A 13,757-nucleotide genomic window follows, 5' to 3' on the forward strand; every position below is an offset into this window, starting at 1 on the left:
CATGGCGTACGGTGCGGCGCATGGCAAGTGTGCTCGTGGTCGAGGACGACCAGTTCGTCCGCTCGGCGCTCATCCGGCATCTGACCGACGCCTCGCACATGGTGCGCAGCGTCGGTACGGCACTGGAGGCGCTGCGCGAGGTCGCCCATTTCCGTTTCGACGTGGTCATCCTGGACCTCGGCCTGCCCGACCTGGACGGCTCCGAGGCCCTGAAGATGCTGCGCGGCATCACCGACGTGCCGGTCATCATCGCCACCGCCCGGGACGACGAGACGGAGGTCGTGCGGCTGCTGAACGCGGGAGCGGACGACTACCTCACCAAGCCGTTCTCCGTCGAGCACCTGTCGGCGCGGATCGCCGCCGTGCTCCGCCGTACCCGCTCGGCGGGCGGCGAGGTCCCGCCGTCCAGCGTCCTGCGGGTCGGCGGCCTGACCGTCGACCCGCTGCGCCGCCAGGCCGAGCTGGACGGCGTCCGGCTGGACCTGACCCGCCGCGAGTTCGACCTGCTGGCCTTCCTCGCCGGGCGCCCGGGTGTGGTCGTCCCGCGCAGGGAACTCCTCGCCGAGGTCTGGCAGCAGTCCTACGGCGACGACCAGACGATCGACGTGCATCTGTCCTGGCTGCGCCGGAAGTTGGGGGAGACGGCCGCGCGGCCCCGCTATCTGCACACCCTCCGGGGTGTCGGCGTGAAGCTCGAACCCCCCGCCGGCGGCGGCGATGCGGGCGACAGGGAGCCGGTGCGATGAGATGGGCGCTGGTCAAGGTCTGCCTGGCGGTGACCACGATGGTCGTGGTCGCGTTCGCCGTCCCGCTCGGCCTGGTCGTCAAGGAGATGGCCCGCGACCGGGCGTTCTCGAACGCCGAGCGGCAGGCCGCCGCGGTCGCGCCCGCGCTGTCCATCACCACCGACCGGGACAAGCTGGAGCGGGTGGTGGCCTCCGCCGGTGACGGCTCCGGGATGGCGGTGCACCTGCCGGCCGACGGCGGCCGGGCCGCGCTGGACCTCGGCCCGCGGCGCGCCGCCGACCGCGACATACGGGCCGTGCGGAAGCTGGGCCGCGCCTCCACCACGGCCGTCTCCGGCGGCTCGACCCTGCTGCAGCCGGTGGCGCTCGGCTCCGGTTCGATCGCGGTGGTCGAGGTGTACGTGCCCGAGTCCGAGGTGACCAACGGCGTCGGCACGGCCTGGGCGGTCCTCGCGGCCGTCGGCCTCGCGCTGGTCGTCGGCTCGGTCGCGGTCGCCGACCGGCTCGGGGTGCGCATGGTGCGGCCCGCCCGGCGGCTGGTCGAGGGCGCGCACGAACTCGGCGAGGGCAAGCTGGGCGCCCGGGTGCCGGAGGAGGGGCCGACCGAACTGAGACTGGCGGCGGCCGCGTTCAACTCCATGGCCGACCAGGTGGTCCAACTGCTGGCCAACGAGCGCGAGCTGGCCGCCGACCTGTCGCACCGGCTGCGCACCCCGCTCACCGTGCTGCGGCTGAACGCGGCCTCCCTGGGCGCCGGACCCGCCGCCGAGCAGACCCGGACCGCCGTCGCCCAGCTGGAGCGCGAGGTCGACACCATCATCCGCACGGCCCGGGAGGCCAAGCCGCAGACCGCCGCTGCCGGACCCGGCGCCGGGTGCGACGCGGCGGAAGTGGTGCGCGAGCGCATGGAGTTCTGGTCCGCGCTCGCCGAGGACGAGGGCCGCAAGTGGCGGGTGGCCGGTGTCGAGCGGCCGGTGCGCCTGCCCGTCGCCCGCGCCGACCTGGCCGCCGCGCTGGACGCGCTGCTCGGCAACGTCTTCCGGCACACCGCCGAGGGCACCGCCTTCGCGGTCGACGTGCACAACGGCGAGGACGCGGTGATCGTGCTGGTCTCCGACGCGGGCCCCGGCATACCCGACCCGGACGCGGCGATGGCCCGCGGGCGCGGCTCGGGCAGCACCGGCTCCACCGGCCTCGGCCTGGACATCGTGCGCCGGCTCGCCGAGGCCACCGGCGGCGACGTCCGCATCGGCTCCTCGGTGCTGGGCGGCACGGAGGTGCGGATCTGGTTCCAGCTGGACGGGCGCAAGCCGGTGAGACGGGGACACCGGGGCGCGGTGCGCAGACGCCGACCGGGCAAACCGGTCCCCACTGGTCTCGACCATTAATCGTCCCCGATCCCATCCTTAAGCGAACCCTAAGGTCTGCGAAGGGCGTCCGGATCAGGCCGTTTGCCCGATTCCCGCTCGCTAGCGTGCTGCCGCACCCCACCCCCCGTGAACAGCGAAGGCAGGCACGCGCATGAGCACGCACCGGCGCAGGATCAGTGGCAGGAACAAGGCGATAGGCGGCCTGGTGGCCGCAGCCGTGGTCGGTGGCGGCGCGCTCCTGCTCACCGGCACGGCGAACGCGGCCGGGGTGAACGCCGCGTACACCAAGACCAGCGACTGGTCCTCCGGTTACACCGCCCAGTACGTCGTCACCAACAACAGCCCCCAGGCCGAGAAGACCTGGACGCTGGAGTTCGACCTGCCGGCGGGCGCCACGCTCAGCTCGCTGTGGAACGGCGAGTCCAGCGTGAGCGGCCGGCACGTCACCGTGAAGCCCGCGCGGTGGGACACCGCCGGACTGGCCCCCGGCAAGTCGGTGACCGTCGGCTTCGTCGTGAACGGCGGCGGCGATCCGACCGGCTGCCGTATCGACGACACCCGGTGCTCCGCGGACGGCGGCGCGACCCCCGAGCCCAGCGGCCGTCCCACCGGGACCACGTCGCCGGCCCCCACCGCCACCCCGGGCGACAGCGCCACGCCGACCAGGAGCACCACCCCGACGCCGACCGGGAGCGCCACCCCCACCCCGAGCGCGTCCCCGACGACCGGCTCCGGCACCACCACCGCCGCCGCCGGCTTCGCACCGTACGTCGACACCTCGCTCTACCCGGCCTTCGACCTCCTCGGCGCCGCCGACGCCACCGGCGTGAAGACCTACAACCTCGCCTTCGTCACCGACGGCGGCGGCTGCACCCCCAAGTGGGGCGGTGTCACGGACGTGACCGGCGACGGCGTGGCCGCGCAGATCGGCTCGCTGCGCGCCAAGGGCGGTGACGTCCGGGTCTCCTTCGGCGGCGCCTCCGGCTCGGAGCTGGCCACCACCTGCTCCTCCGCGGACGCGCTGGCCGCCGCCTACGGCAAGGTGATCGACGCCTTCAAGCTGACCAAGGTCGACTTCGACGTCGAGGGCGGCGCACTGCCCAACACCGCGGCCAACACCCGCCGCGCCCAGGCCATCGCCAAGCTCCAGGCCCAGCACCCCGGCCTGGACGTCTCCTTCACCCTCCCGGTGATGCCCGAAGGCCTCACCCAGGACGGCGTCAACCTGCTGTCCGACGCCAAGTCCAACGGCGTGAAGACCGGCACCGTCAACATCATGGCGATGGACTACGGCCCCGCGTACAGCGGTGACATGGGCGACTACGCCGAGCAGGCCGCTACGGCCACCCAGGCCCAGGTCAAGAGCGTGTTCGGACTGTCCGACTCCGCCGCCTGGAAGACCGTCGCCGTCACCCCGATGATCGGCGTCAACGACGTCTCCTCCGAGGTCTTCAAGGTCGACGACGCCACCCAGCTGGCGGACTTCGCCAAGTCCAAGGGTCTCGGCGGGCTCTCCATGTGGTCCGCGGCCCGCGACAAGAGCTGCGACGGCGGCGCGAAGAACTCCGCCGACCCCACCTGCAGCTCGGTCGTCCAGGACAGGTTCGCGTTCTCGAAGGCGTTCCACGCCTTCGGCTGACCCGGCACCGACGGGCCCCCGAACCGGGGCGTGGCACTCCGGGGGGAATGCCACGCCCCTTCGAGCCGTGCTCAGACGGCCGGCTCCACCGACGGCAGCGTCCCCGTCCGCGCCGCCTTCGCGTACCAGTGCGCGCTCGACTTCGGGGTCCGCTCCAGCGTCGCGTAGTCCACGTAGACCGCGCCGAACCGCTTGCCGTAGCCGTACGCCCACTCGAAGTTGTCCATCAGGGACCACAGGTAGTAGCCGCGCACATCGGCGCCGTCCGCGATCGCGCGCCGCACCGCCGACAGATGGCCGTGCAGGTAGGCGATGCGCTCGGGGTCGTGGACGCGGCCGTCGGGGTCGGGCTTGTCGTCGTAGGCCGCGCCGTTCTCGGTGATGTACAGGGGCAGCCCGGGGGCCTCGCGCGTGTACCGCGTGATCAGGTCGTACAGGCCCGTCGGGTCGATCGTCCAGCCCATCTCCGTGCGCTCGCCGGGCGACTGGTGGAACAGCACGTCGTCGGCGCCCGGCCAGGGCGAGTGGTCGCTGGCCCCGTGGCCGTCCGCCCGGGGACCCTTCGCCGTGTCCGAGCCGGCCGACACCAGCGCCGGCGTGTAGTAGTTCAGGCCCAGCGCGTCCAGCGGGGTCCGGATCGTGCGCAGGTCGCCGTCGAGGACGTGCGCCCAGTCGGTCACCGACGCCGTCGCCGCGAGGAGCGACTCGGGGTAGGCGCCGTGCAGCATCGGGCCGTGGAAGACACCGTTGGCCAGGTCGTCGATCCGGCGGGCCGCCGCCAGGTCGGCCGGGTCCTGCGTAAGGGGCCGTACGACCGAGGAGTTGAGGCTGATCGCGATCTGGTTGCGGGCCGGCATCGCCGCCCGCAGCGCCGACGTGGCGAGGCCGTGGCCGAGGTTGAGGTGGTGGGCGGCGCGCAGGGCGGCGGCCGGGTCGGTGCGGCCGGGGGCGTGGACACCCGAGCCGTAGCCCAGGAAGGCGCTGCACCAGGGCTCGTTGAGGGTGATCCACTGCTCCACCCGGTCGCCCAGCGCCTCGCCGACGAGCTGCGCGTACTCGGCGAACCGGAACGCGGTGTCCCGCTCCGGCCAGCCGCCCGCGTCCTCCAGCTCCTGCGGCAGGTCCCAGTGGTAGAGGGTGAGCGCCGGCCGGATGCCGTGGGCGAGCAGCTCGTCCACCAGCCTGCGGTAGAAGTCCAGACCCCGCTGGACCGCCGGCCCCCGGCCCGTGGGCTGCACCCGGGACCAGGAGACCGAGAAGCGGTAGGAGTTCAGGCCCAGCTCCGCCATCAGCGCCACGTCCTCGCGGTAGCGGTGGTAGTGGTCGACGGCGAGGTCACCGGTCTCCCCGCCCGCCGTCCTGCCCGGCGTATGGCTGAAGGTGTCCCAGATCGAGGGGGTGCGGCCGTCCTCCCGCACCGCCCCCTCGATCTGGTACGCCGACGTCGCGGCGCCCCAGAGGAAGGCGGGAGGAAAGGTCACGGAGGAAACGGAGTCAGGCATGGAAGCGCTCCCAAAGAGGTCGTGGAGACCGACGGAGTAAAAGAAGGGGGAGAGGGCCGGGAGAAGACAGGGGCCGGAGCGGCGGTGGTCCGGCCCCCGAGGCGAGCGGCGGGTCAGCCCTTGACCGCGCCCTGCATGATCCCGCCCACGATCTGCTTGCCGAACAGCAGGAACGCCAGCAGCAGCGGCAGGGTGCCGAGCAGCGCGCCCGCCATGATCACCGCCTGGTCCGGGACGTAGCCGGTGCCCAGCGAGTTCAGCGCCACCTGCACGGTCGGGTTCTGCTGGTTCAGGGCGATGATCGGCCACAGGAAGTCGTTCCAGGCGAACACGAACGTCAGCAGCCCCAGCACGGCCATGGCCGGACGCGCCGCCGGGAAGACCACGTGCCAGATGATGCGCAGACTGCTCGCCCCGTCCACCCGGGCCGCCTCGATCAGCTCCGTCGGCAGCGCCTGCAGCAGGTACTGGCGCATGAAGAACGTGCCGAACGCCGTCACGAGGCTCGGCAGGACCACCGTCTGCAGCTGGTTGGACCAGCCGAGGTCCGACATCCACAGGTACAGCGGCACGACCGCCAGCTGCGGCGGGATCATCATCGTGCCGATGGTCAGCAGCAACAGCAGGCCGGAGAACCGGAACCGCAGCTTGGCGAAGGCGAACCCGGCCAGCGTGGAGAACAGCACCGTACTGACCGTGATCGTGCCCGCCACTAGCACCGAGTTGAACATCGCCGTGCCGAGCCCGGCCTGGTCCCAGGCGGTCTGCAGGTTCTCGAACAGGTTGCCGCCGAACCACAGCGGCGGCGGGGTCTGGGCCAGGCGCCGGTCGGTGCGCGAGGCCGCGATCGCCGTCCACACCAGCGGGGCCAGCGACACCAGCGCGAAGACCGTCAGGACGACGTAGGTCACCGGGCCCGCGTGCAACTGCTTGCCCGCGCCCAGCACCCGGCGCCGGCGCTTCTTGCCCACGGCCGGCGGAGGGGTCAGTTCACTGGTCGTCATTGGGACTTCCTCAGCCGTCGGGTGAGCAGCAGATTGACCGCGGCGACGATCAGCAGGATCAGGAACATCGACCAGGCGATCGCGGACGCCTTGCCGAGGTTGCCGATGATCCAGCCCTGGTCGTACATGTACAGGCCGAGCGTCTGGTACTGGTGCTCGGAGCCGCCCTTGGAGCCGCTGACCCCGCCGAACAGCAGCGGTTCGCCGAACAGCTGGGTCGCGCCGATGGTGGAGACGACCACCGTGAACAGGATCGTCGGACGCAGCTGCGGGATGGTGACGTGCCGGAACTGCTGCCAGCGGTTGGCGCCGTCGATCGCCGCCGACTCGTACAGATCGGCCGGGATCGCCTGCATGGCGGCCAGGTAGATCAGCGCGTTGTACCCGGTCCACCGCCAGATCACGATGGACGACACCGCGAACTGCGAACCCCAGTCCGACTCACGCCAGTTGACCGGCCCGATCCCCAGGAAGTGCAGGCTCCAGTTGACCATGCCGCCGTCCCACGAGTACAGCAGCGTGAACACCAGCGTCGCCGCGGCCACCGAGGTGGCGTACGGGGTCAGCATCACCACGCGCCACACGGTCGAGCCGCGCAGCTTGTAGTTGAGCAGATGGGCGAGGCCGATGGCCGCGAGCAGCTGCGGCACGGTCGAGATGACCCCGATGCTCAGGGTGTTCTTCAGGGCGTTCCAGAAGAAGTCCGAGGTCCACAGGTTCTTGTAGTTGTCCAGGCCCGCCCAGGTCTGGTGGTCCAGCGAGGACAGCTGCACGGTGTGCAGCGAGTACCAGGCCGTGTACAGCAGCGGGACCAGGGTGAAGGCCCCGAACAGCAGGAAGAAGGGGGAGACGAACGCGTACGGCGACGCCTTCATGTCCCAGCGGTAGAGCCGGCTGCGCCAGGACTCGGCGCCCGCCGGCGCACCGCGACCGTGAGCGCCCCGGGCCGCGCCCGGCGGGGTGCCGGGCGCGGCGTCGGCGCTCGACGCGGGGTGCGCGAGAGCCTCTTTGGAGCTGGTCACTGGCCGAGCACGTCCTTGATCTCATTCTTCGCGGCGTCCCAGCCCTGCGCGGGCGACTTGCCCTTCTGCTCGACCTGGAGGATGCCGACGTCGCTGATCGCGTTGTCGATCGGCTTGTCCTTGGCGCCGAGGGGCTGCGAGGGGATGGTCTTCGCCGAGTCGGAGAAGATCTGGGTGATCGGCGCGTTCGAGAAGTACGCCGTGGTGTCGGACTGCGGCTTCAGCCCCGTGTACACCGACGGGGTGGACGGGAAGCTGGCCTGCTTGGCGAAGACCTTCGCCTGCTGCTCGGGCGCGGTCAGCCACTTCGCCAGCGCGACGGCCTCCTTCTGGTGCTTGGTCGCGGTCGGCACGCCGAGGAAGGAACCGCCCCAGTTGGACGCCGCCGGGGCCGCCGCCACGTCCCACTTGCCCTTGCCGGAGTCACCGGACTTCTGCTCGATGTAGCCGATCATCCAGGCCGGACAGGCGACGGAGGCGAAGGTGCCGTTGGCGAAGCCCTGGTCCCAGGTCGGGTCGAACTGCTTCAGCTTCGCCGACATGTCGCTGGTCGCGACGCTCATGGCGGCGTCCCAGGCCTTCTTCACGCCGTCGGACTTGTCCCAGACGACGTTGCCGTCCTTGTCGTAGTACCGCTCGCTCGCGCCGCCGACCGCCGCGTTGTAGACGGAGGAGGCCGAGTCCACGAACTTGGTGCCCTTGGGAGCCTTCTGCATGTACTGCTTGCCGACGTCGACGTACTTGCTCCAGTCGCCCTTCCACATCTCGGCGAGCTTGGTCCGGTCGGTCGGCAGCCCGGCCTTCTGGAACAGGTCCTTGCGGTAGCAGATGGCCATCGGGCCGATGTCGGTGCCGAGCCCGATGAGCTTGCCGTCCTTGGTGGTGGCCTGGGCGAGCTTCCAGTCCAGCCACTGCGACTTGTCGACCTCCTTGCCGAGGTCCACGAACTTGTCGGCCTGGGTCTGCACGGCCTCGGTGATGTTGCCGATCTCGATGGCCTCGATGTCGTCCGTGCCGGAGCCGGCCTGGAGGCGGGTGAGCACCTTCGGCCAGTACACGTCGGTCCGGGTGGTGACGTTCTCCTTGATGGTGATGTCCGGGTGGAGCTTCATGTACTCGTCATAGAGGCCGGCCTGCTTGTAGCCGAAGACGCCGAAGGTGCCGATGGTCAGCGTGGTCTTGCCCTTGCCACTGCCGTTGCCACCGGAGCTGTCCGACGAGCCGTCGTCCGAGTCCTTGGCGCAGCCGGCCAGCAGCCCCGTGGTCAGGGCGGCGACGGCCGCGAGGGCCATCAGCCGCTGGGACCGGCGGATGCTCGTGCGCATTGCGTCCTCCTGTTGCCTGACGTGCCGACCCCCCGGCCAACTGCATGGATTCGGGCCCGTTCGTGCTCGCTGCGGCTCGGGCGGGGAACGTGCGGGACATGTATGTGTCAGGTACTGTGGGAGCGCTCCCACAAGTGATGTGTTGAAGAGTCGTCGGTTCGGGGCGGGGTGTCAAGGGACCGGACGCGCAGGGATGCGTTCGGTTATCCGAGCGTTAACCGGCCGCCGTCGGAAGCCCTGTGCCACCCGCTGCTCTGGCCAGGACTGTTAGATTCCAGCCAGCCGGATTTGGTGTCGAGGGAGGCGGAGCCCATGGCAAGCCACGGAGCGCGGAGCCGGAGCGGGGGGCGGCCCACGCTCGAGGAGGTCGCCGCCCGGGCCGGGGTCGGCCGGGGCACGGTCTCACGGGTGATCAACGGCTCGCCCCGGGTCAGCGACGCCACCCGCGCCGCGGTCGAGGCGGCGGTCGCCGAGCTCGGCTACGTCCCCAACACGGCGGCCCGCGCCCTCGCGGCGAACCGCACCGACGCCATCGCCCTCGTCGTCCCCGAGCCGGAGACCCGGTTCTTCGCGGAGCCCTACTTCTCGGACATGCTGCGCGGTGTCGGCGCCGAACTCTCCGACACCGAGATGCAGTTGCTGCTGATCTTCGCGGGCAGCGACCGGGAGCGGCAGCGCCTCGCCCAGTACCTCGCGGCCCACCGGGTGGACGGCGTCCTGCTGGTCTCGGTCCACGCCGACGACCCGCTGCCCGATCTCCTGGCCCAGCTGGAGATCCCGGCCGTGATCAGCGGCCCCCGCTCGGCCGGCGAGACGCTCACCTCGGTCGACTCCGACAACTACGGCGGCGGCCGCTCGGCGGTGGAGCACCTGCTGGCCCGGGGCCGCGGCCGCATCGCGCACATCACCGGCCGCCTCGACGTCTACGGCGCCCAGCGCCGCGTCGACGGCTACCGCGACGCCCTGCGCGACGCGGGCCGGACCGTGGACGAAAGCCTCGTCGTAGCCGGTGACTTCACGGAGGAGGGCGGCCGGCGGGCCATGTCCCTGCTGCTGGAGCGGCACCCCGACCTGGACGCGGTCTTCGCCGGGTCGGACGTGATGGCGGCCGGCGCCCGCCAGGTGCTGCGGGAGGCGGGCCGTCGCATCCCGGACGACGTGGCGCTGATCGGCTACGACGACTCCGCCATCGCCCGCCACATGGACCCCCCGCTCACCAGCGTCCGCCAGCCCATCGAGGAGATGGGCCGGGCGATGATCGACCTGCTGCTCGCGGAGATAGCCGACCGCCGCCCGGCGGCGTCCCGGGACCTGGAGCGACGGCACGCGGTGCTGGCCACGGAGCTGGTGGCGCGGGCGTCGTCGTGACGCGGTCCGCGCGGTACGTACGGGGGAAGGGGCCGCGGATCGGACGGTTAAGCCCCCCCGGCCGCCGGCGGAGAAAACGAATCAGCCGGTGACCCGTCTTTCAACGGAGTCACCGGCTGATCACTCAGGGTGAGTGACGGGACTTGAACCCGCGACATCCTGGACCACAACCAGGTGCTCTGCCAGCTGAGCTACACCCACCACGACCGGCAGTCGAACTTGTCGTTTCCCCGACCGGCCGAGAAGAAGTCTACAGGGTCCGAAGGGGTGCTCGCGCACAGGTTTTCGCGCGTGCCCCCGAGCGGACCCGTGGACCCGACGAGCGGCCTACCGGGCGGGCAGGACGTGTCTGGCGGCGATCGTCTTCGCGGTGTCGGAGTCCGGGCCGGGCTGCGGCACGAAGATCGCCTCGCGGTAGTACCGCAGCTCGGCGATCGACTCGCGGATGTCGGCGAGGGCCCGGTGGTTGCCGTTCTTCTCCGGACTGTTGAAGTACGTCCTCGGGTACCAGCGGCGGGCCAGCTCCTTGACCGAGGAGACGTCCACGATCCGGTAGTGCAGGTAGTCCTCCAGGGTCGGCATGTCCCGCAGCAGGAAGCCGCGGTCGGTGCCGACGGAGTTGCCGCACAGCGGGGCCTTGCCGGGCTCCTTCACGTACTCCTTCACATAGGCGAGGACCTGCTCCTCGGCATCCTTCAGAGTCGTGCCGTTCGGGAGCTCCGCGAGCAGTCCGGACGCGGTGTGCATCTGACGCACCACCTCCGGCATCGTCTCGAGCGCCGAGTCCGGCGGGCGGACGACGATGTCCACCCCCTCGCCGAGTACGTTCAGCTCGGAGTCGGTGACGAGGGCGGCCACCTCGATGAGCGCGTCGTCGGACAGCGAGAGGCCGGTCATCTCGCAGTCGATCCACACCATGCGATCGTTCATGTGTCTCACCTTACGGCGCGTCGCCGTGCACCGGACCCGGGTGTGCGGCGACCTTGTGGGTGCGGGAGCACGGCACAGGGGGGCGGAGGAGAACTCCGCCCCCCTGTCAGGGTCTGGCTTCAGCTGCCGTTGCGCGGTCCCGGCAGCAGGCCCACCGCGCCGGCCGCCTGGCGGCGGCTCTGCATCGGCACCCCGCTGTCGCGGTCCGAGTGCAGCACGGCGGGCGCGTGTCCCACCGGCCCGGGGCCCGGCAGACCCGCGGGCGGGCCCGGCTGGCCGGACATGCCCACCGGCGCCTCCGCCTCACCCGGCCTCTCGCCCTGCGGACGGCGGGCCCGGTAGGCGGCCCGGTAGGCGGCCGGCGACGAGCCGAGCTGGCGCCGGAAGTGCCCGCGCAGCGCGACCGGCGAGCGGAACCCGCACCGGCCCGCCACCTCGTCCACCGAGTAGTCCGACGTCTCCAGCAGCCGCTGCGCCTGCAGCACCCGCTGGGTGATCAGCCACTGCAGCGGCGCGCTGCCGGTGAGCGAGCGGAACCGGCGGTCGAACGTGCGGCGGCTCATGTAGGCGCGTGCCGCCAGGGTCTCCACGTCGAACTGCTCGTGGAGGTGTTCCAGCGCCCAGGCGACGACCTCGGCGAGCGGGTCGGCGCCGATCTCCTCCGGTAAAGACCTGTCGAGATAGCGCTCCTGACCGCCACTGCGGCGCGGTGGGACCACCAGGCGCCGGGCGAGCGCGCCGGCCGCCTCGTTGCCGTGGTCCGTGCGCACGATGTGGAGACAGAGGTCGATCCCGGCCGCCGTACCCGCGCTGGTCAGCACGTCGCCGTCGTCGACGAACAGCTCCCGTGGATCGACGTGCACCGACGGATAGCGCTTGGCCAGCGTCGGCGCGTACATCCAGTGGGTGGTCGCCGGGCGTCCGTCCAGCAGTCCGGCCGCCGCGAGCACGAACGCGCCCGTGCACAGCCCGACGATGCGGGCGCCCTCCTCATGCGCCCGGCGCAGAGCGTCGAGCGCGTCCTCCGGCGGCGGTGAGGTGATCGAGCGCCAGGCCGGTACGACGACCGTCCCGGCGCGTGAGATCGCCTCGAGCCCATGCGGTGCGGTGAGTTCCAGGCCCCCTGTGGTCCGCAGCGGGCCCTCCTCGCCGGCGCACACCAGCAATCGGTAGCGCGGCACCCCGGCGTCCTGGCGGTCGATCCCGAACACCGACAGCGGAATGGAACTCTCGAAGATGGGGCCGCCGCTGAACAGCAGCACCGCGACGATCTCCTTGCGGCGTCGCCCGGACAGTTTCCGGGCCGCGGCATCCGGCGCGGCAGTGGAGTCGTGGCTCATACTGCTAAGCCCCCCTCGGTGGTCGCGGCTCCTCGGTTGTGTCGCTCCTGCACGTTTCCCCTCGGTCCTGCACGAGTCCCCCGCCGTAAAGACAGTCAAGATCGAATCTACTGGCTCCCGCGGTCTCACGGTGACCAGTTCCACACGCCCGAGATTGTCGACATGACAACTTGGCGTGAAGCATTCGATCACGAAGCGTTGCACTCACGGGGCGTGCAGGGAAGTGCGCCTTGTCGCAGTGGCCAAACCGCGTAGGGTGCGCAGCGGCCCGTAGGCCCTTTCCGTGCAGGTGGAACGGGGGTTGGGGGGTGGTCGGGGGCCCTCCTGGGCGATATCCAGAAGTTGGCTGAAAAGAAGCGTTCGAGGGTACGGAAACAGGTCAGTCGCCCGGTGTCTGTCCCCGCGTGTGACGTCCGCCTCTTTGCGCCGCGCAACGCTCGGAGCGGCGCAGCAGAATCCGGCAGACGGCCGTGACGGCGGCCAGGCCCAGCGCGGCGCCCGCCGCGCCGGCCAGCGAGGTGCCGTACCAGACCAGGACCACGGGGACGAGCAGACAGCTGAACGCGCACCAGCGGATCACGTCGCTCGCCGTGTCCGGCGCGCGGCGCGGCTCGGAGGTGGGGCGCGGTCCGGGCATCTCGTACTCCCTGTGGCGGTGACTCACCGGGTACAACGCGCGTTCGACGGGTCGGTCACCGGCCGTACGTCTGGATGCTGTGCAAACCGCCTGTACGGGGCAGCAACCATTGCGTTACGGGCGCGGCTCGTGCATGCTCCGGTGAACCCCTACGGACGTCGGGGGCCGCTCACGGAGCGTGCGCGGGATCTGGGCTCAGGAGGCGTGCCGCCGTACCCTTGGGGGTATGGGCTTGGGAAGATGTTTCCCGGACACAGCTCCGCCGCACACTGTCGTCCCTCCCAAAAAGGATCACAACGCCGAGACAGTCATGGCCGGTCACGAATTCTTCGAACCCGCGGACCGCAAGCGGCCGGTCGCCGATCCCACGGCGGCCGATCCCCTGGCGGCGGAAGAGCCACGCCCTTCGTGCGACCCCGCCTTCCGGCACGGAGTCGTCGTCGGCTTCGACGGCTCCACCTCCAGTGAGCGCGCCCTCGCCTACGCGATCGGCATGGCCCACCGCTCCCACGCCGGCCTGATCATCGTCCACGTCGCCAACCGGCTGCCGACCACCGTGTGGGCCGGCTGCGAGCCGCCCGTCTTCGTCGACGTGCCGGACCACCGCACCGAGGTCCTCGGGCTGGAACTGGCCTGTGCGGACTATCTGTCCGAGGTGCCGTGGATCCTGGTCGAGCGGGGCGGGGACATCTGCCACGAACTCGAAGAGGTGGGGCGGGAGTACGAGGCGGACGCGATCGTCGTCGGTTCGACGCACGGCCTCGTCGGCCGGATCTTCGGCTCCGTCGCCGGGCGGCTGGCCAAGCGGGCGAAGCGGCCCGTGATCGTCATTCCGTAGAACCTCACGCTTCGTCAACTCCCTTTGTGCAGCGCG

12 protein-coding genes and 1 tRNA gene are annotated in these 13,757 nt (G+C 71.2%); 5 read left to right on the plus strand and 8 right to left on the minus strand.

Translation table 11 applies throughout. The features are described from left to right. Positions 1-20: 20 nt before the first annotated feature. From AB0N17_RS07135 to AB0N17_RS07145, 3 genes are all read left to right on the plus strand, one after another. Positions 21-746 (plus strand): response regulator transcription factor, encoded by a 726-nt coding sequence (locus tag AB0N17_RS07135; protein ID WP_366010126.1) that lies wholly within the window; start codon positions 21-23, stop codon positions 744-746. After that, positions 743-2,134, plus strand: a complete 1,392-nt coding sequence (locus AB0N17_RS07140; RefSeq protein ID WP_366010127.1) for a HAMP domain-containing sensor histidine kinase — start codon at positions 743-745, stop codon at positions 2,132-2,134. Before AB0N17_RS07135 ends, AB0N17_RS07140 begins: the two co-directional genes overlap by 4 nt. A gap of 133 nt (positions 2,135-2,267) precedes the next feature. Further along, positions 2,268-3,755 carry a cellulose binding domain-containing protein gene (locus tag AB0N17_RS07145; RefSeq protein WP_366010128.1) on the plus strand — a complete coding sequence of 496 codons (1,488 nt, stop codon included), beginning with the start codon at positions 2,268-2,270 and terminating at the stop codon, positions 3,753-3,755. Between the two features lie 71 nt (positions 3,756-3,826). Here the strand turns inward: AB0N17_RS07145 and AB0N17_RS07150 are convergent, their stop codons facing one another. The 4 genes from AB0N17_RS07150 to AB0N17_RS07165 all read right to left on the minus strand — a co-directional run bounded on the left by AB0N17_RS07150 (position 3,827) and on the right by AB0N17_RS07165 (position 8,608). Continuing rightward, the gene (locus AB0N17_RS07150; RefSeq protein WP_366010129.1) at positions 3,827-5,257 is read right to left on the minus strand and encodes a GH1 family beta-glucosidase; all 1,431 of its coding nucleotides are present in this window, start codon (positions 5,255-5,257) and stop codon (positions 3,827-3,829) included. A 113-nt stretch (positions 5,258-5,370) separates the two neighbouring features. After that, positions 5,371-6,261 carry a carbohydrate ABC transporter permease gene (locus tag AB0N17_RS07155; protein ID WP_366010130.1) on the minus strand — a complete coding sequence of 297 codons (891 nt, stop codon included), beginning with the start codon at positions 6,259-6,261 and terminating at the stop codon, positions 5,371-5,373. After that, positions 6,258-7,283 (minus strand): sugar ABC transporter permease, encoded by a 1,026-nt coding sequence (locus AB0N17_RS07160; RefSeq protein ID WP_366010131.1) that lies wholly within the window; start codon positions 7,281-7,283, stop codon positions 6,258-6,260. The genes AB0N17_RS07155 and AB0N17_RS07160 overlap by 4 nt, the downstream gene beginning before the upstream one ends. Beyond that, positions 7,280-8,608: an ABC transporter substrate-binding protein gene (locus tag AB0N17_RS07165; protein WP_366010132.1), complete on the minus strand. Its 1,329-nt coding sequence runs from the start codon at positions 8,606-8,608 to the stop codon at positions 7,280-7,282. The genes AB0N17_RS07160 and AB0N17_RS07165 overlap by 4 nt, the downstream gene beginning before the upstream one ends. A gap of 312 nt (positions 8,609-8,920) precedes the next feature. Here AB0N17_RS07165 and AB0N17_RS07170 point away from each other — a divergent pair, with 312 nt between their 5' ends. Further along, positions 8,921-9,976: a LacI family DNA-binding transcriptional regulator gene (locus AB0N17_RS07170; protein ID WP_366010133.1), complete on the plus strand. Its 1,056-nt coding sequence runs from the start codon at positions 8,921-8,923 to the stop codon at positions 9,974-9,976. Positions 9,977-10,104: 128 nt separating this feature from the next. Here the strand turns inward: AB0N17_RS07170 and AB0N17_RS07175 are convergent. From AB0N17_RS07175 to AB0N17_RS07190, 4 genes are all read right to left on the minus strand, one after another. Continuing rightward, positions 10,105-10,177 (minus strand) — tRNA-His (locus AB0N17_RS07175). Between the two features lie 126 nt (positions 10,178-10,303). Then, positions 10,304-10,906, minus strand: coding sequence for an oligoribonuclease (orn, locus tag AB0N17_RS07180; protein WP_366010134.1), 603 nt, complete (start codon positions 10,904-10,906; stop codon positions 10,304-10,306). Positions 10,907-11,025: 119 nt separating this feature from the next. Continuing rightward, positions 11,026-12,246 (minus strand): helix-turn-helix domain-containing protein, encoded by a 1,221-nt coding sequence (locus AB0N17_RS07185; protein WP_366010135.1) that lies wholly within the window; start codon positions 12,244-12,246, stop codon positions 11,026-11,028. Positions 12,247-12,625: 379 nt separating this feature from the next. Further along, on the minus strand, positions 12,626-12,883 hold the full coding sequence (locus tag AB0N17_RS07190) for a hypothetical protein (RefSeq protein ID WP_366010136.1): 258 nt from the start codon (positions 12,881-12,883) through the stop codon (positions 12,626-12,628). Positions 12,884-13,193: 310 nt separating this feature from the next. Here AB0N17_RS07190 and AB0N17_RS07195 point away from each other — a divergent pair, with 310 nt between their 5' ends. Next, positions 13,194-13,721 carry a universal stress protein gene (locus tag AB0N17_RS07195; protein WP_366010137.1) on the plus strand — a complete coding sequence of 176 codons (528 nt, stop codon included), beginning with the start codon at positions 13,194-13,196 and terminating at the stop codon, positions 13,719-13,721. Positions 13,722-13,757 lie beyond the last annotated feature (36 nt).

The organism is Streptomyces sp. NPDC051133, from assembly GCF_040682635.1.
Lineage (GTDB): Bacteria > Actinomycetota > Actinomycetes > Streptomycetales > Streptomycetaceae > Streptomyces.